Annotated in this window: 14 protein-coding genes; 9 read left to right on the top strand and 5 right to left on the bottom strand. The window is 64.7% G+C overall.

Features of this window, described 5'->3' with window-relative positions; genetic code table 11:
• Nucleotides 1–13: 13 nt before the first annotated feature.
• Entirely contained in the window at nt 14–1,636 is a 1,623-nt protein-coding gene (locus P1U75_RS13660) for a hypothetical protein (RefSeq protein ID WP_300244367.1), read from the bottom strand.
• Between the two features lie 389 nt (nt 1,637–2,025).
• Here P1U75_RS13660 and P1U75_RS13665 point away from each other — a divergent pair, with 389 nt between their 5' ends.
• Nucleotides 2,026–3,852, top strand: a complete 1,827-nt coding sequence (locus P1U75_RS13665; protein WP_300244369.1) for a histidine kinase N-terminal 7TM domain-containing protein — start codon at nt 2,026–2,028, stop codon at nt 3,850–3,852.
• A 51-nt stretch (nt 3,853–3,903) separates the two neighbouring features.
• Here P1U75_RS13665 and P1U75_RS13670 read toward each other — a convergent pair whose 3' ends face one another.
• Nucleotides 3,904–4,554 carry a TetR/AcrR family transcriptional regulator gene (locus P1U75_RS13670; RefSeq protein ID WP_300244372.1) on the bottom strand — a complete coding sequence of 217 codons (651 nt, stop codon included), beginning with the start codon at nt 4,552–4,554 and terminating at the stop codon, nt 3,904–3,906.
• Between the two features lie 142 nt (nt 4,555–4,696).
• On the opposite strand from P1U75_RS13670, the gene P1U75_RS13675 reads away from it, so the two are divergent.
• Together P1U75_RS13675 and P1U75_RS13680 are read left to right on the top strand one after the other, a co-directional pair.
• A complete protein-coding gene (locus tag P1U75_RS13675) occupies nt 4,697–5,833 on the top strand; it encodes an efflux RND transporter periplasmic adaptor subunit (protein WP_300244374.1) in 1,137 nt (378 codons plus the stop codon).
• Nucleotides 5,834–5,858: 25 nt separating this feature from the next.
• Entirely contained in the window at nt 5,859–8,957 is a 3,099-nt protein-coding gene (locus P1U75_RS13680) for an efflux RND transporter permease subunit (protein WP_300244377.1), read from the top strand.
• Between the two features lie 296 nt (nt 8,958–9,253).
• Here the strand turns inward: P1U75_RS13680 and P1U75_RS13685 are convergent, their stop codons facing one another.
• From P1U75_RS13685 to P1U75_RS13695, 3 genes are all read right to left on the bottom strand, one after another.
• Nucleotides 9,254–10,690, bottom strand: coding sequence for an NAD-dependent succinate-semialdehyde dehydrogenase (locus tag P1U75_RS13685; protein WP_300244380.1), 1,437 nt, complete (start codon nt 10,688–10,690; stop codon nt 9,254–9,256).
• 99 nt (nt 10,691–10,789) lie between these two features.
• On the bottom strand, nt 10,790–11,755 hold the full coding sequence (locus tag P1U75_RS13690) for a LysR substrate-binding domain-containing protein (RefSeq protein ID WP_300244383.1): 966 nt from the start codon (nt 11,753–11,755) through the stop codon (nt 10,790–10,792).
• Between the two features lie 9 nt (nt 11,756–11,764).
• A complete protein-coding gene (locus P1U75_RS13695) occupies nt 11,765–12,544 on the bottom strand; it encodes an aspartate dehydrogenase (RefSeq protein ID WP_300244386.1) in 780 nt (259 codons plus the stop codon).
• A gap of 179 nt (nt 12,545–12,723) precedes the next feature.
• Between P1U75_RS13695 and P1U75_RS13700 the strand changes: the two genes are divergently transcribed.
• The 6 genes from P1U75_RS13700 (at nt 12,724) to P1U75_RS13725 (ending at nt 18,147) form a co-directional block, all read left to right on the top strand.
• On the top strand, nt 12,724–13,677 hold the full coding sequence (locus tag P1U75_RS13700; protein ID WP_300244389.1) for a dihydrodipicolinate synthase family protein: 954 nt from the start codon (nt 12,724–12,726) through the stop codon (nt 13,675–13,677).
• A 7-nt stretch (nt 13,678–13,684) separates the two neighbouring features.
• Entirely contained in the window at nt 13,685–14,572 is an 888-nt protein-coding gene (locus P1U75_RS13705; RefSeq protein WP_300244391.1) for a DMT family transporter, read from the top strand.
• 130 nt (nt 14,573–14,702) lie between these two features.
• Nucleotides 14,703–15,266, top strand: a complete 564-nt coding sequence (locus P1U75_RS13710; protein ID WP_300244394.1) for a 3-hydroxyanthranilate 3,4-dioxygenase — start codon at nt 14,703–14,705, stop codon at nt 15,264–15,266.
• Nucleotides 15,267–15,312: 46 nt separating this feature from the next.
• Nucleotides 15,313–16,290, top strand: coding sequence for a TRAP transporter substrate-binding protein (locus P1U75_RS13715; RefSeq protein WP_300244397.1), 978 nt, complete (start codon nt 15,313–15,315; stop codon nt 16,288–16,290).
• A 64-nt stretch (nt 16,291–16,354) separates the two neighbouring features.
• Nucleotides 16,355–16,891, top strand: coding sequence for a TRAP transporter small permease (locus tag P1U75_RS13720; protein ID WP_300244400.1), 537 nt, complete (start codon nt 16,355–16,357; stop codon nt 16,889–16,891).
• Nucleotides 16,888–18,147: a TRAP transporter large permease gene (locus P1U75_RS13725; RefSeq protein WP_300244403.1), complete on the top strand. Its 1,260-nt coding sequence runs from the start codon at nt 16,888–16,890 to the stop codon at nt 18,145–18,147. The genes P1U75_RS13720 and P1U75_RS13725 overlap by 4 nt, the downstream gene beginning before the upstream one ends.
• Nucleotides 18,148–18,166 lie beyond the last annotated feature (19 nt).

An 18,166-nucleotide genomic window follows, 5' to 3' on the forward strand; every position in this document is an offset into this window, starting at 1 on the left:
GGTCTCTGGATGCTCAGCCCCGCGGGGAAAGCACGTCGGCGATCTCTGCCAATGCAGCCGAGGCCGATGCGGCGACGGAGACATTCACGAAGCCGTTGTTGCCATCCACGTCCGAGAAAAAGTCTTTCTGCAATTCGGCCTGATATTCGGCAAGCACGCTGCGCGCGGCCTCTTTCCGGGCCTCGCGTTCCGGGCCTTGCGCGGCGTTCACCACCTCGTCCAGCCGGTCGATCAGTCGGGTGTCCAGCGCCTTGAGGTAATCGTCCAGGTCGCCGACCATACTGGCCAGGTCCGCAAGCCCCGGTTCGGATTTGCAGGCCGCCGCGATCGCAGCCTTGAGCTTGCCCAGTTCGGCATGCATCGTCTCGCGCGTCTTTTCCCATTTCAGCCGGCTGACGGCAAAGGGCTGAACATCCTCGCCGATCTCCGCTTTCGAGGTTCCCGCCGCGTTTCCGGCCGCCTCGTCGAGCATCTTTTGCAGGCCCGGCAAGGTCTTGAGCGCGGCCGCATAGCCCTCGGGCGTGTTCTCGCTGGCGTTGCCTTCGGCATATTTCAGGCGCATTTCAAAAGTGTTCTGAACCTCCTCCGAGGCGAAACGCTGTTCTGCAATCGCCGCCTCTGCCCGGGGTTTGAGCGCGGTATGGGCGGCCTCCCATTCGGCCTTTGCCCCCGCGCCCTCGGGCTTCGGCGCGGCACCTGGCGGCTCGGGCGGCTGTTCAGGGGGCCGGGCCGCGTCGGCCTGTGCGCTCAGCGTGTCGATGGCCTGGCGAACCTTGACCACCCCTTGCGCGGCACGGGCAAGTTCACCGGCCTTGACCAACGCACCAAGCTGCTGGATCGGCTTGACCACCTTGGCCTTGAGCGGGTCGGGAAGCTTTTGCGCATCCTGCGCCAGCCCGCGGATATCGGCGGTCACCGCAGCCGCGCTCGGCGCATCGCCGCCCTGCCCCGCCTCCTGTGACTGTTGCGCGGGCGCCGGCATCCGGGCCAGAACCCCCTCGATCTGATCCATCGTTTTCGCGGCGTCGGCCAGTTTCTGACCCTTGATGTCGGTAACAACCTTTTTCAGCGCCTGGGTCAGCTTTTCGGCAACCGGTTTGGGTGCGGTGGCGATCCGGGGCTGGGCCACCTTGATCCGGGCCACCAGCGCCGGGGCATCGGGAACGCCGGAGGGCGCGCCCTCCTCTTCGGCCTCCCCCTCCGATAACCCGGCCTCAACCGCCCCCTCTTCGGTGATACCATCTTCATCGTCGTCGTCGAAAAGATCGGGATCGTCGGGCAGATCCTCGATATCGGACTCCAGAACATTTCCGTCGGCGTCGAGGATCTCCACGTTCAGCGTGATCTTGTTCGCCTTGAGGAATTTCTTCAGCTTCTTGGCCATGGCCGGAACCACGACCTCGCAGGTCAACTGCATCACCCGGCCGTCGACTGTGCAACTGCCAAAGGCGGCCTTGGTGCCGGCCCCTTCGCTTTTGGCCGCCTTGCCAAGCACGGCCGCAGGACGCCTGCGATGCAAGGCGAAGTAGTGCTCATCATCGGTTTTCCCTGGATTGAAGGCGAACGGCAGCGGCTGCTTGCGCGACAGCTTGACCATTTTCTTCAACTCCGGGCCTTCAAGAGCGAACTCGGACATTTGAAAATCTCGGGCTTTAAATACTTGCAGCGAGGCTAGCGGCAAAAATGAACCCTGCATAGACGTTTGACGCCGGCATGTCGTTGAGCCGCCCGGAACCGACACCCTTGGGCGCCGCTGCGCACCGAGGAAATCCGCGAGCGCAGGAAAACCCTGATCTCGGACCGACGCCGCGATGCGCAGGTCTCGGGCAAGTGCCCGAAGGTTCCTCGGTGTCGCCTTCTTTTCAACATCTTCGACCGCCAAAACCATAGATGTATGTTGAATTGTAGTAATCTGGTTTCTGAAATTTTCTCATCAAGACGATGTAGTTACAGATATGGGCCGATGACCATGCCAATGCGACCCAGCATTTCACGATACGCGGGACCCAACGATCAAGGTGGACAATGACCTGCCTGACCAGTTTGGAACTGTCATTCGCGCCTGCCGCCGTCGCCGTGCTCTGGGCGGTCGCCGCGCTGGTGCTGGCCTGGGTCGTTCGGAACAATAGATTCCCCGGTAAACAGGCGTTTATCCTCGCCTTCACCGCGATGCTCTGGTGGCTCGTCGTGGTCGGGTTCGAACTCGCCTCTCAGGAGTTGTCGTGCAAGATTGCCTGGGCCTCGGCGGCCTGGCCCGCGATTGCGCTGCTCCCGATGGCCTGGTCCTTCTTCCTGTTCGACTACACGATGAACACCAATGCGGTTCGCACGCCACTTCGCCGCCTGTGCTATGTCGGCGCCCCAACCCTGGCGAGCGGAATTGCCCTCACCAACGGGTGGCACCACCTGCTTTACGGCACGGGAACGCATATGGTGGGCAACGGGCCCGACGCCTATGCCGTGTTCGAGCACGGGCCGCTCTTTTTTGTGATCGCCGGCGGGCTCTACGTCTTTGTCACGAGCGGCACCGGTGTGCTCGCATATGCCTTCGTGAAAGCTGAAAAGAACATCAGGCCGTTCCTGGCTATCCTGATTTTCATCACCGTTGCGCCCCTGGCCGGGAATGTGGCCTATGTGGTCTGGGGGTTCACCATTCTCGGGTTCGACCCGACGCCCTTCCTGTTCAGCGGGGCGCTCATCGCGTTCAGCTGGTTGCTCGTGAACAACCGGATGATGGATACCGAGGCGCTGGGGCGCGACCTGCTGTTCTACGCCACCCAGGACCCTGTGATCGTCATGAAGGCGACCGGCCAGCTCGCCGGCGCGAACGCCGCCGCGAGGGCGTTGTTCGCGGACACTCTGCCGAAACTCGGCGAAACGCTGGACCATATGGAAAAGATCGGCCCGATTCTGAACTTTCTCAGGGAAACGGGAGAGCTGAGTTGCGCCGAACCGATCACCTTCGGAGATCGTATTTACGATCCGCGCGCGCTTCCCATCGCGAGCCCGATCCAGGCCAGGAACAGCCTCTTGGGCTGGACCGTTACCCTGGTCGACATCACCGAGCGGGAACGCTCGGCAGAGGCGCGGCGCAAGGCGCTGGTGCGCGCGGAGGAAGCCAACCGCGCCAAGAGCGAATTCCTCGCCGTGATCAGCCACGAGTTGCGCACCCCCCTTACATCCCTGAAGGGCGGGCTCGATCTGGCCCTGTGCGGCAAGGTCGGCGAGGTCAGCGACCCGGTCAGGAAACTGCTGCGCATCGCCGAGAAAAACAGCGTCCGGCTGTCGAAACTGATCGATGACATTCTCGATCTGCAGAAACTGGACCTGAACGAGATCGCGCTGCATCTCCAGGACGTCGAGCCGACGGAGTTCCTGCGCGAAACCGTTCAGGAGCAAGAGGCCCAGGCTACCGAGGCCAGTGTTCGTTTCTCCGTCACCTCGGACGGCATCCGAAGACGGATCCGTGCGGACCCATTCCGGTTGAAGCAGGTCGTCGGAAACGTGCTCTCGAACGCGGTGAAATTCTCCCCCAAGGACGGGCTTGTGGAATGCTCGGTCTCCGAGATCGACGGCACGCTGCGGCTGTCGGTCCGGGACAGCGGGATCGGCATCCCGGAAAATGCCGAGGACAAGGTCTTCGGGCGGTTCAATCAGGTCGATGGATCATCGACGCGGGTCTCCGGTGGCTCCGGCCTGGGGATGAACATCGCCAAGATCCTGATCGAACGCATGGGCGGCGCCATTTCCTATGAAAGCTGCCTTGGTGCCGGTACCACCTTTCACATCGACATGCCGCTTGAACCGCTCTCGGAAACCAGGAGCCATACGGCCGAGGAAGTGGCGCGATAGCGGCACAGGTGCCGCCATCGCCTGGGGCGGCGGATCCCTGGCCCGGACCGCTCACGCAGGCGGCGTGGTACCGCGAAGAAACACCTTGATCGCCAGGTCCTGCCGGGCCGCGATTGTCGCGGCGTCCGGCATCCGCCCCGGATCCAGCATCGTTTCCACCGGCCAGGGCCGCAGCATGTCAAACAACATGGCGGCGGCGGAGGGCACGTCGCCGATTTCCACCTCTCCCAGCGCGATGCCTCGCTTCAACTCATCTTCCAGGATTCCGCGGTAGACGTCGCATGTGCGCCTGAGGACCGCACAGGCGACCTCGGGCGCGGCCGACCGGTCCGCGATCAGGCCGCGCAGGATCTCCAGCGGCAGCCCGAACCCACCCCGGCCCATTTCCGGTGACAGCGCCAGGCGCAACCGTTCCGCCAGAGGCCGCTCGCGTGCCTCTCCCGGCACCGGGCGCAGGAAACTGCCGCCGTATTGCTCCAGGTAGGCCTGAAAAAGCGCAGCGCGGCTTGGAAACAGCGCGTAGATCGTGCGCTTGGACATGCCGACACAACTGGCCAGCGCATCCATGCTGGCCCCCTCCAGGCCGGCCGCGCGGAAAACCGTCTCGAGCGCGTCAAAGATGCGTTTCTGCCGCTCCTGTGGGGCCAGGACGACAGGACGACCGCGCCGGGTCGTAACGGAACAATTTTGTGCATTCTCCATGCCTGCTCCTGACATCACGCCGACGCGACACGATCCGCACAAAGACCGCTTGTCATCCGGCAATTCGACCGATTATAGAAACGCCATCGTTTCCTAAGCCATTCGCGCGCCCGATCCAATCCTCATTCCCGAAAGGCTTGTCATGACCCAGTTCTTGCGCCTGGCGCTGTCCTGTCTTGCCTGCGCCGGCCTTCTGGCCACACCGGCCCTGGCCCAACAACAGGGCCGCCCGCCCGCCGCGGTCGCCGTGGTGACGGTCGCGCCGCAGACCATCACGCTGACCTCCACCTTGCCCGGACGCGTCGCCGCCTCGTCCGAGGCCGAGGTGCGCCCGCAGGTCAACGGCATCATCACCGAACGGCTGTTCCGCGAGGGCGCCCATGTGGAGGCCGGCGATCCGCTCTTCAAGATCGACCCGGTGAGCTATGAGGCCCTGGTGCAGCAGTCACGCGCCAGCGTGACCCAGGCCGAGACCCAGTTGCGCACCGCCCAGCGCGAGGCCGACAGGATCGGGGAGCTGCATCAGCGCAAGGTCGCCAGCGACCAGGCGCTGGATGATGCCAACGCCGCGCGCGACAGCGCCGCCGCGGCGGTCGAGGTCGCCCGCGCCGGTCTGAACTCGGCCAAGATCGAACTGTCGCACACCACCATCCGCGCCCGCCTCTCGGGCGAGATCGGCCTTTCGCGGACCAGCCCGGGCGCCCTGGTGACGGCCAGCCAGGCGCAGCCGCTGGCGGTGATCCGCGACATCGATCCGGTGCATGTGGACGTGACCCAATCGGCCGCCGACCTGCTACGCTGGCGCCGCGGCGAGACCGAGGCGCAACTGGGCGGCGCCGACCGCACTGTGCGGCTGACACTGGCCGACGGCTCCGAGTATGCCGAAACCGGCAAGCTGACCGCCGCCGAACCCAAGGTGGATCCGCAAACCGGGGTGGTCACGCTTCGCATGGAATTCGCCAATCCCGACCGGCTGCTTCTGCCGGGGATGTACGTCCAGGTGGAGATGCCGGTGGAGGCCGCCGAGGGGGTCTTTCTGGTGCCGCAGGAGGGCGTGCTGCGCGACCGCCGCGGCCGTCCGGTTGCCTGGGTCGTGGGTGCTGACAACGTGATCGAGGAACGGCAACTGTCAGTGCTTCAGGATCAGGCGGATCACTGGGTGGTCGATGATGGCCTCTCGGAGGGTGACCGGGTCGTCGTCGCCGGTTTCCAGAAGGCCGCGCCGGGCGCCACTGTGGCGCCGGAAGAGCGGGTTGCCCCCGGCGAAAGCTCGAACTGAACGACAGCGTAAAGGACACCGGCGCATGGCCCGTTTCTTCATCGATCGCCCGGTCTTTGCCTGGGTCATTTCCATCCTGATCATGGGGGTGGGGCTTCTGGCGATCCGCACGCTTCCGGTGGCCCAATACCCGCAGATCGCGCCGCCCTCGGTCTCGGTTCGCGCCAGCTATCCCGGCGCATCGGCCGAGACCGTGGCCAACACCGTCACCCAGGTGATCGAACAGCAGATGACCGGGCTGGACGGGTTGCGCTATTTCTCGTCGAGTTCGACCTCGGCGGGCAGCGCCGAAATCACGCTCACCTTCGAAACCGGTTCGGACGTGGACATCGCCCAGGTCCAGGTCCAGAACAAGCTGGCGCGGGCGACGCCACTGTTGCCGGAAATTGTACAAAGACAGGGCATAACCGTACGGAAATCCTCGGCCGGCTTCCTGATGGTGGTCAGCCTTATCTCGTCCGATGGCAGCTATGAGCAGGTCGACCTGGCCGATTACATGGTCACGAACCTGGTGGACGAGTTGAGCCGGATCGAGGGCGTCGGCGACGTGCGTGTCTTCGGCGGGCAATATGCGATGCGTATCTGGCTCGACCCGTCGAAACTCGCCGCTTTCGAATTGGCGCCCTCCGACGTTGTCGCCGCCGTCTCGGCGCAGAACGCGCAGATCTCGGCCGGGTCCTTTGGCGCGCGGCCGACCGTGGCCGGCCAGCAGCTCAACGCCACGATCACCGCGCAGTCGCTGCTGAGCACGCCGGAGGATTTCCGCCAGATCGTGCTGCGCGCCGAAACCGATGGCGGGCTGGTCCTGCTCGGCGACGTGGCACGGATCGAGATCGGCGCGCAGGATTATTCCACCATCGCCCGGTTCAACGGAGCGCCCTCCGCGGGGATGGCGATCAGCCTCGCCTCGGGGGCCAACGCGCTGGACACCGCCGACGCGGTCAAGGCACGGATGACGGAGTTTTCCCGTTTCTTCCCCGAGGGGATCGAATACGTGGTCCCCTACGACACCACGCCCTTTGTGCAAATCTCGATCCAGGAGGTGATCAAGACCCTGTTCGAGGCGATTGTACTGGTGTTCCTGGTGATGCTGCTGTTCCTGCAGAACCTGCGCGCCACGCTGATCCCGACGCTGGCGGTGCCGGTGGTGCTGCTGGGCACCTTCGGCATCCTGGCGGCAGCCGGGTTCACCATCAACACGCTGACCATGCTGGCGATGGTCCTGGCGATCGGCCTGTTGGTGGACGATGCCATCGTCGTGGTCGAGAATGTCGAGCGCATCATGGAGGAGGACGGGCTTTCGCCGCGCGAGGCCACCCACAAATCCATGGGCCAGATCACCGGTGCCCTGGTCGGCATCGCCATGGTGCTCTCGGCGGTCTTCGTGCCGATGGCCTTTTTCCCGGGCTCCACCGGGGTGATCTACCAGCAGTTCGCGATCACCATCGTCTCGGCGATGGCGCTCTCGGTGGTGGTCGCCCTCACCCTGACCCCGGCGCTCTGCGCCTCGCTGCTGCGCTCCAGCGATCACGCCGTGCGGCGCGGTCCGTTCCGTTGGTTCAATCTGGGCTTCAGCGGGGTCACACGCGGCTATGCCGGAACCGTCCGCTGGAGCCTGAGACGCCCGGTGCGGATGGGTCTCTTGTACCTGGCGATGGCCGCCGCGATGGTCGGGTTGTTCACCCGCACGCCCACCGGCTTTCTGCCGGATGAGGATCAGGGCATCCTCTTCACCCTGATCCAGGCCCCGACCGGCGCCACCGCCGAACGCACCCGCGCGGTCGTCAAACAGGTCGAGGACTATTACCTGACGCAGGAAACCGGGGTGGTCAAATCCATGTTCGGCGTAGTCGGATTTTCCTTTGCCGGGGCGGGGCAGAACATGGGGCTTGCCTTTGTCCAGTTGAAGGACTGGAGCGAACGGCCGTCCCCGGCCCAGAGCGTGCGGGCGCTGGCGGGCCGCGCCTTTGGCGCCTTCAGCCAGATCGCCGACGCGATGGTGTTTCCCATCGTGCCCCCCTCGGTGATCGAGCTTGGCAATGTCTCGGGCTTCGACTTCTACCTGCAAGCCCGGGGCGGACAATCGCACGAGGACCACGTGACGGCGCGCAACCAGCTTCTGGGGATGGCGGCACAAAGCCCGCTGATCGCCTCGGCCCGGCCGAGCGGTCTGGCGGACGCGGCGCAGTTCAACCTCGATATCGACTGGCGCAAGGCCGGCGCGATGGGGCTGACCCCCACCGCCGTGGGCGAATTGCTGCGGGTGGCCTGGGCTGGTTCCTACGTCAACGATTTCCTCGACCAGGGCCGGATCAAGCGGGTCTATGTCCAGGGCGAGGCCGAGGCGCGCGCAACGCCCTCGGATATCGAGAAATGGCGCGTCCGCAATGCCACCGGCGGGCTGGTTCCCTTCTCGAACTTTGCCGAGGGCAACTGGAAATACGGGCCGCAGGGCCTTTACCGCTATAACGGTGTGCCGGCGCTGCAGATCCAGGGCGCGCCCGCACCCGGCGTCTCCACCGGCGAGGCGATGGCGGAAATGGAGCGGCTGGCAGCCCAGCTCGGCGGAGGCTACGACCTGGCCTGGACCGGGCTGTCGCTGGAAGAACGCCAATCGGGCAGCCAGGCGCCGCTGCTTTACGCACTGTCGCTGGCGGCGGTGTTCCTCTCGCTGGCGGCGCTCTATGAGAGCTGGTCGATCCCCTTCGCGGTGATGCTGGCAATGCCCATCGGTGTGCTGGGCGCCCTGACCGGCGCCTGGCTGGGCGGGTTCGAGAACGGGGTGTTTTTCCAGGTCGGGCTGCTCACGGTGATCGGGTTGACCGGCAAGAATGCGATCCTCATCGTGGAGTTTGCCCGCGACCGCCATGCCCAGGGTGAGCCGCTGTTCGAGGCGGTTGCCGAGGCGGCGGCGCAACGGTTTCGCCCGATCATCATGACCTCGATGGCGTTCTCGCTGGGCGTCTTGCCGCTGGTGCTCAGCAGCGGGGCCGGGTCCGGCGGGCGCAATGCCATCGGCTCCGGCGTTCTGGGCGGGACGATCTCGGCCACGGTTCTGGGGGTGATCTTCGTTCCGCTGTTCTTCGTCATCGTCACCCGCCTGTTTCGCGGCCGCGCGGGTTAACGCCCGCGCAGCGGACCGGCCTCGGCAGGCCGGTCCCGTCAGACCGGAAATCAGGCCGTTCCAATGGCCCGCAAAGGCGCGCTCGAACCCGTCGTTCGACAGGACCGGCGCCCGTCCTAGCCTGCCCTGCCCTGCCCTGCCCTGCCCCGAGATCAGCCGCCCCAACGCCCACCGCCAACCCGCCTCTGCAACTGCCTCGAACAGCGGCTCGCCCCGTGCACGGCGGCTGCGATGGACCAATGGCGAACCGGTCTCAGGCGGCACCGGGTCGGCCCGAGGATGGGCCGCGCCTGCGCCTACGAAATGTCGGCGGAGTGCCAGACGTTCCTGATGGTCAGGTAGTTGTCCAGCCCTTCGGTGCCGCCCTCGCGACCATAGCCGCTGGACTTGACCCCGCCGAAGGGGGTTTCGGGCAGCGACGCCTCCAGCGTGTTGATGGAGAGGTTTCCAACCTCCACCTCGTCGATCATCCGGTCGATGTAGTCGGCGCGATTGGTGAACCCGTAGCCCGCCAACCCGTAAGGCACGGAATTGGCCTCTGCGATGGCCGCGTCGAGGCTTTCCACCGGGTTCAGCACGGCGATGGGGCCAAAGGGCTCCTCCTGCATGATCTTGGCCGATTTCGGCACATTGACCAGAACCGTCGGCTGAAAGAAATACCCCGCGTTGCCGTGCCGCCCCCCGCCGGTGCGAACCTCGGCGCCCTGGGCCACAGCATCCTCGACCAGCCCGGCAAGGACGGGAGGGCGCCGGTCATGCGCCAGCGGCCCCATCTCGACCCCCTCCTCGATCCCGTTGCCGACGACGGTGGCCGCGGCACGCGCGGTAAAACTCTCGGCGAACTCGTCAAAAAGGCTCTCATGCACGAAGAACCGCGTGGGCGAGGTGCAGACTTGCCCGGCATTGCGCATCTTGCGCACCGCGCCGCTGATGGCGGCCCTTTGCACATCGGTGTCCTCGCAGACGATGACCGGGGCGTGACCGCCCAGCTCCATCAGAACGCGGGTGTCGCTCTGCGCCGCAAGCCCGGTCAGATGCCGGCCAACCGTGGTCGAGCCGGTCAGCGCCACCAGGCGCACCGAGGGCTGCGGGATCAGGAATTCCGAGATTTCCGAGGGCGTGCCGAAGACAAGGTTCAGCACCCCGGGGGGCAGGCCCGCCTCCTGAAACGCACGCACGATATGGATGGCGCCGGCGGGGGTTTCCTCGGCCGCCTTGAGTATGATGGAACAGCCCGAGGCCAGCGCGCCGGCGATCTTGCGCGCCGGCTGGCTCATCGGGAAATTCCACGGCGAAAAGGCCGCGACCACGCCGATGGGCTGGTGATGCACCGAAATCCTGGAGCCGGGTGCCGCGGGGATGACCCGGCCATAGGTGCGCATCGCCTCGCCGGCATCCCATTCGAAGAACTCGGCGCCGCGGATCACCTCCAGCCGCGCCTGCGGCAACGGTTTGCCGTGTTCGGCTGTGATCGCCTGGGCGATCTCCTCCTGCCGGGCGCGCATGATCGCTGCGGCCTGCAGGATGATGTCGGCGCGGTCGCGCGGCGATACCCTGCGCCAGATCCTGAACCCGGCCTCGGCGGCGGTCAGCGCGTCCTCCAGATCGGAAATCCGGGCATGGGCAAGGCGCCCCAGCTCTTGCCCGGTGGCAGGGTTCACCACCGGGATTTCCTCGGGCGTCCCGCGCCATTCGCCGCCAATGAAGAGTTTCAGTTCCGGATAGGGGCTCATTCCGACCTCGTTTCTGGCTGTTCGCTTGGGCAAAGTCTCTTGCGCTCGGGGCATCACCACAACTGAATTGAACAAATACTGATATCGGAAACACGAATATCAGATCTGCGGTTGCGGTCTGCCGATCTGGTCCGCCGCCGCGCGCAAGGCGTCAAGAAAGGTGCTGCCGGCCGGCGACAGGCTTTGCTTGCCGCGATAAGAAACACCCACCGGCCCCGCCCCGAAGGGCGCCGCCCAGTCGATGCTGGCCAGGAGCCCGCTCTGGATGTCGAGCGCGGCAACATGGGCGGGCATCAACCCGATGAAATCATGCGTGCGCAGAAGCGACCGGTTGGCCAGGTAGGACACCGATTCAATCGCGGTACCGGGCACATACTGCCCCTGTCGGATGAAGAATTGTTCGGTCTGTCGGCGCAGGGTGGTTTCGACCGGCGGCAGGATCCAGCCAAAGGGTTTGAGATCCTCGAAGGACACGTTCGGCTGGTTGGCAAGCGGGTGCTGTGTTCCGGCAACCGCCAGGATGCGTTCATCAAAGAACTTTTCCTGCGTGATGTTCTCCCGGTGCCTTTGGCTGGGCAGCCGCCCCACCACCATGTCGATCTCTCCCGACAAGAGACCGGGCATCAACACCTCGTTGGTGCCTTCGACGATCTTGATCGCCACCTTTGGCCGGTCCCGGAAAAGCCGTTCCACCGCCATCGGCAGAAGCGAGGGGGAAGCGGCAAGAAGCGTGCCCACCACGACCCGGCCGCTGTTGCCCTCGTTCAGGTCATCCAGTTCCTGCGCGGCGTTCGAGACCTGCGCAAAGATCAGCTTTCCATGACGAATGAGCGTCTCTCCGAACACCGTGGGCACCACGCCGCGATTGGTCCGGTCAAACAGCTTCACCTCGAAATCAAGCTCGAGATCCTGGATCATCTTTGTCGCCGCCGGCTGGGAAATCCCCAGGTCATGGGCGGCGTTCTGGATGCTGCCGTGCTGCCCCACGGCAACGAGAAGCCGCAGTTGACGCAGTTTCAGGCGGGTCAGAGCGCGTTCGACGATGCGGGTGTGACGGGGGGCCATGGCGCCTTCTCAGGTGGTGACTGGGGCAATTTCGCGCTCGATCGCCGCGATCACGCTCATCGCTGCAAGGGCCGAACTGCGCGGGTTGTCGGGAAGGGTTTGCCCCTCGATCCGAAAGGAAAACTGCCCGAACGCGCCGGACGCGTGGATCTCGTGGATGTTGGCGGTGATGCAGGGGTCGGCCACCAGTTGAACCCGGGTCTCATCGAAACCGGACCCCGCAAGGGCGACGGCCGCGGCGACATTGGCGTTCTTGGGATAGGCTGTTGCGGCCTCACGCGCGGTTCCCTCGAAATGCACCGCCGCGGCCTCCAGCGTATCGAGGTCCAGCCGGGTTTCGGCCGGCGATCCGCGCCAGCCCCGGGGCGGCTTGCGACCGATGTAGGTCACCTCGTCCAGCCCCCCGACCCTCGCGGCCCGGAGAGCGTCGAGCGCGCCGATGGCACCGCTGGCAAGGTGGAGCTGCGCCCCGCCGCTGCGCGCCGCGCGCGCGAGGGTGTCCGCAAGCGCGGGGTCGGCCAGGGCGCCGAGCGAGACGGTGATCAGCCCGATGCCGCGCGCGAGAATGGCACAGCCATGTTCGGCAAGGGCCGCGTGCCCGGCGCAATCGACCATCAGGTCAAGGCCGCTGGGCAGATCGGCCACGGAGCGGACCCGCGGAATGCCGTCCGTGACCTCGCCCTCGGGGTTCGACCGGACCAGAATGACATGCGGGCCCAGCCCGCGTTCGGTCAGACCGCCTGCCACGTACCGCCCGATCGCGCCCTCGCCGATGATGCCGATCTTCATGGATGCCTCCGGATGCTGACCCCTCATATCTGAAATCACAGAAGGTTTGCTATCAAAATTATGGATATCCAGTTTCCCCGAATGCGGTTGGTTTCAGGGCGGCAAAGCTGGCTTACTGGCCGACAATGAACAGCGCCCCTGGCGCCTCGCCTTTCCCGGTTCACGACGGAGCCCAGCCGATGAAATATGCCAAGCATGACGCCAAAGCCCATGCCCGCGAAACCATGCGCGGCATCTGGGCGGCGGCCCTCAACCCGTTTGACGATCAGTTGAACCTGAACGAGGCCGGGCTGCGCAGCAACATCCGGCACTGGGTCGATGATCTGGGCATCCAGGGCCTGTTCATCGCCGGCAAGCAGGGCGAGTTCTGGTCGATGTCGCTGGAAGAGCGCAAGCGCAACATGACCATCGCCGTCGAGGAATGCGGCGACAAGGCTGGCACCATCATGTCGATCTCGGATCAGAACGTCGACACGGTGCTGGAGCTGGGCCGCCACGCGCAAGATTGTGGAGCTGACTACGTCGTCGTGCATGCGCCGATGCTCAGCTTTTGCCACGACCGCGACGAAGTTCTGTACAATTATTATCGGTTTTTGTGCGATCGCCTCGACATCGGCATCGCCATGTGGAGCCACCCCGACAGCGGCTACCTGATGGAGCCGGAAACCTGCGCGCGGATCGCGGACCTGCCCAACATCATGGCGATCAAATACTCGGTCCCGCGCGAGATGTACGCCCGGCTGACGCGGACGGTGGGCGACAAGATCCTGGTCTCGACCTCGGCCGAGGACGATTGGCTGGACAACATCGAGGAGTTGGGCTGGCAGCTCTATCTCTGCTCGTCGCCGCCCTACCAGTTGCAGACGAAGAACGATCTGCGGATGCAGGAATACACCGAGCTGGCCTTTGCCGGGAAGTTCGAGGCCGCCCGCCGCGTGCGCGACAGCCTTGAACCGGTGCGCGCCGCGATCCGCAAGACCAAGCCGGGCGGCAAGCCCACCGCGCATGGCAAGTACTGGCAGGAGCTTCTGGGCCAGGTCGGCGGGCGGGTGCGCCACCCGATGCTGGAGCTGACCGAAGCGGAGAAGGCGGCAACCAGCGCCGCCTTCGAGGATTGTGGCCTGATGTTGTGATCCGTCGATGACCGGGGAGACATTGGCGGTCCTGGCGGCCCTGGCCTATGGGCTGGCCGGGGTGTCCATCGTGCAGAGCAAGGTGACGGCGCGCGGCGACAACGGTGTCTTTCTGTCCGTCCTGTGCACCGTGGTGCTGTCCTGGGCTCTCTGGCTGGGCTGGGGCAGCGTCGGAATCGCCGGCCTTCTGACCTCCGACGGACAAAAAGGTGTCGTCGTCTTTGCGCTGGCCGGGCTGTTGGCCAACGTTGTCGGCCGGCAGTCGATGTACCGCGCAACCGAGCGGATCGGGGCGGTGCGCGCCGGTCTCCTGCGCCGGTTGACCCCACTTTTCGCCCTGCCCTTTGCCGTCCTGTTCCTGGGGGAATGGCCCGGGGTTCTGACGCTTGCGGGGGGCGGGCTCGTGCTGGCGGGGGTTCTGATCTACATGCGCCCGTCCGAAGGCACCGCGACGCCGGTCGCTACGGCGGGCCTTCTCCTCGGCGTCCTGTCGCCGCTTGCCTACGCCCTGGCCTACACGCTGCGCGGGCTTGGCCTTGACCTCGCGCCCGATGCCGCGCTTGGAACCTGCCTCGGGGCGCTGGTGGGCGGGATTTTCATCCTGGCGTCCACGGTTCTGCGCAGGGGGCCGAGACGCGGGTTGTCCTTTCTGTTCGTCGATCGCGGCGCCGGACACTGGCTGACCGCATCCGCCCTCAGCGCCGGGCAGCTCTTGCAGTTCTTCGCCCTGAAGTCGGCCCCGGTGGTATCGGTGGCGATGCTGGGAACACTCGAGGTGGTATTCTCCGCGCTGATCGTTCTGGTGGTGACCAGGGGAGAAACCGTTGCGGTCAAACGCCTGGTTCCCGCGTTTCTGCTGGCCATCGCAGGTACGGCGCTGCTGTTTCGGGCATAGCGTCAGGTATCAGTAATATGTATATCCAGTTTCCCAGAAACAAATATTTCTTTGCCCCAGATTCTCCTAACCTTTCGTCTTGAAGGCGACCACTGGACCAAAAAATCAGCGGGCCCAACCGGAGGTAATCATGACCGTGCATCCAACATTGAAGCCCTTCAACTTTCATAAATGGGTTGAAGACAACGCCGACAAGCTGCGCCCGCCGGTCGGCAACCAGTTGCTGCACAAGGACTCGGACATGATCGTCATGGTGGTCGGCGGCCCCAACACCCGGGTCGATTTCCACGACGATCCGGTCGAGGAATGGTTCTTTCAGCAAAAGGGCGACATGATGCTGAAGATCGCCGACGGCGGCAAGATTTATGACGTGCCGGTGCGCGAGGGCGAGGTCTTCATGCTGCCGCCTCACACCCGTCACGCGCCGCAGCGCCCGCAGGAAGGCTCGATCGGCATCGTGGTCGAGGCGCCGCGCCAACCCGGCATGAAGGAGGGCTTCGAGTGGTACTGTTTCAACTGCGAGGGGCTGGTGCATCGCGAGGAGGTCGCTCTGGACGGGGCCGAAGGCATCGTCACCGCATTGCCCAAGATCTACGACGCCTTCCATAACAGCACCGAGGCCCGCACCTGCCCGAATTGTGGTGAACTTCACCCCGGCAAGGGCAAACCACCCGAGGGATGGGTGCAACTCTGACCCAAAACCACCAAGAACCGTCACGACCAGAACAGGGAAACCACACATGAACACCTTCTCCAAGACTTTGGCGGGCGCCGTGATCGCGCTGACCTCCGCCGTCCCGGCCATGGCAAAGGACTTCCGCCTTGGCCTGATCACCCCGCCGCCGCACATCTGGACCAAGGCCGCCGAAGCCTTTGGCGCCGAGCTGGCCGAGGCCAGCGGTGGCGCGCATAGCGTTCTGGTCTTTCCCGCGCGCCAGCTTGGTAACGAGGCCGAGATGCTGCAGCAGTTGCAGACCGGCGCGCTGGACATGGCCTTCATGACCGTGGCCGAAGTGTCAAACCGGGCGACGGATTTCGGCGCGCTCTACGCGCCGTTCCTGGCAAAGGATATCGCCCACGCCGGCCGCATCCTGCGAAGCGACACCGCCAAGGCGATGCTGGAGCAATTGCCCGCGACGGTCGGCGTGGTCGGGACAGGCTATGGCATGGCGGGCCTGCGCCAGATCGTCAGCCGCAAGCCGATCACCTCTGTCGAGGATCTTGCCGGCCTGAAACTCCGGATCACGCCGTTCGAGGCGAACCTCGATTTCTACAACGCCATCGGCGCCGCCCCGACACCGATGCCGCTGCCGGATGTCTACGACGCGCTCGCCAATGGCCAGGTCGACGCCATCGACATGGATTCCGAATTGATCTGGCTGCTCAAGTACTATGAGTTTTCCGAAACCGTCCTGCAATCGGACCACATGATGTTCCCGATGGTCGGGCTGGTGTCCGGGCGGGTCTGGGCCGGCCTGTCGGAAGAGGACCGCAGCATGATCGGAGAATTGATGGCGCGCCATGTGGACAGCACCATCGACACCTACGTCGAGAAAGAGCCTGTCTGGCTTGAACAGATCCGCGGCACCGGGCGCAATTACGTCGAAGTCGACGAGGAGTTTTTCGCCCACGCGGTTGCGGAATGGAACGGGATCTGGTCCGAGCGCTCCTCGTCGTTGGACGATCTGCGCGCCGTCGCGGCAGATACTGCCGACTGATCGCCGAAACTTGAAAAAGGGCGTGCGTGCAGCCGCGCGCGCCCTGCGGACGGGGAGAGGCCAGTTGATCGGACGCATCTCGGCGCATTGGGCGCGCATCGAACTGGCGCTGGCCGCGGTTTTCGCCGTTTCCGTCACCGGGCTGATCCTGCTCAATGTCGTCACCCGCAGCATGGGCGCGGCGCTGTTCTGGGTCGATGAACTGGCGATCTACGCCATGGCCTGGATGACCTTTCTCGGCGCTTCGGCCGGGTTGCATTTTGGGCATACAGTGGCCGTCACGATCCTGACCGACCTGCTCCCCCCCGGTCTTCGCCGGGCCACCGCGAGGCTGGTCGATCTTGTGGTTCTTGCCTTCGCGCTTTTCATGGTCTGGTTCTGCTGGCGCTGGTTTCTGCCGCTCGATCTGCTTCGCCACGGATTCGATACGCGGGCCTTCCAGGGGGCGACCTTCAATTTCGTCTATGCCGAACCGACAACCACGCTGGGCATCCCGAAGTTCTGGGTCTGGTCGGTGATGTGGGCGTTCTCGCTCGGCGCCACCCTGCACAGCCTGGCCAACCTGCTCGGCCAGAACGAAACCAAGGAGGCCGAGTCGTGACGCCGATCATATTCGCCTTCAAGCTCCTGATCGCCGTTCCCGTCGCCCTGGTGCTGGCCCTGACCGCGATCTGGTACATCTGGGAGAGCGGCAACACGGTTCTGTATGACAGCTTCGCCCAGAAAATGTTTTCCGGCCTGGAAAACTATGGCCTGCTGGCGATTCCGCTGTTCATGCTGACCGGCGAGATGATGAATGAGGGCGGCATGACCCGTCGGCTGATCAATGCCGCGCGGGTCTTTGTCGGCGGGTTCCGCGGCGGGCTGGCCTATATCAACCTGCTGGCCAACATGTTCATGGCCGCGATCATCGGATCGGCCACGGCGCAGATTTCGGTGATGGCCCGCGCGATGACGCCCGAGATGGAGAAAGAGGGCTATGACAAGGGCTTTGCCGCCGCCACAACGGCCGCCGGCGGGCTGCTGGCGCCGGTGATCCCGCCGTCGATGATGTTCGTGATTTACGGGGTGCTGGCGCAGATCCCGATCGGCGACATGTTTCTGGCCGGCATCTTGCCCGGACTGCTGATGGCCGCCGCCTTTGGCGCCGTGGTCTTTGTGGTCGGGCTTGCCTCGGGGTTCCCGAAGGGCGCGTGGTTCACCAGGAGAGAAGCGTTTTCCGCGCTCCTGTTCTGCCTTCCGGCGGCACTGATCCCGCTGGCGATTATCGGCGGCATCCTGTTCGGCATCGCAACACCGACCGAAAGCGCCGCCATCGCCTCGCTCATCGCCTTTCTGGTCGGCTGGCTGGTCTATGGTGAGTTGAAGCCAGAAGCGATCCTGGAGATGTTCAAGCGGACGGCAGTAAACGCCTCGATGATCGTCTTCATGATCGCCACGGCCAACGTGTTCGGCTGGGTGATCATCTACGAGGCGCTTCCGCAGAAACTGGCCGCCCTGATCACGTCCATCACCAGCGATCCGTTCCTGTTCCTGCTGATCGTCAACCTGGTCCTGCTGTTCGTCGGCATGCTGATCGACGGGATCGCCGCGGTCATCCTGATTTCGCCGATCCTGTTGCCGATCGCCATGAACGATTATGGCATAAGCCCCTATCAGTTCGGCGTGGTGATGTGCATCAACCTGGTGTTGGGCCTGCTGACCCCCCCGGTCGGTGTGGGGCTTTACATCACCTCCTCGATGAGCGGCGTCTCGCCCGGACGCATCCTGAAATCGCTCTGGCCGTTCTTGCTGGCGGTCGCGGTCATTCTCATCCTGCTCAGCCGGTTCCCCTGGATATCTACCGTGTTGATCTAGATCCCTCGCCCATTGGTGC

The organism is Antarcticimicrobium sp., assembly GCF_029212575.1.
Taxonomy (GTDB): Bacteria; Pseudomonadota; Alphaproteobacteria; order Rhodobacterales; family Rhodobacteraceae; genus Antarcticimicrobium.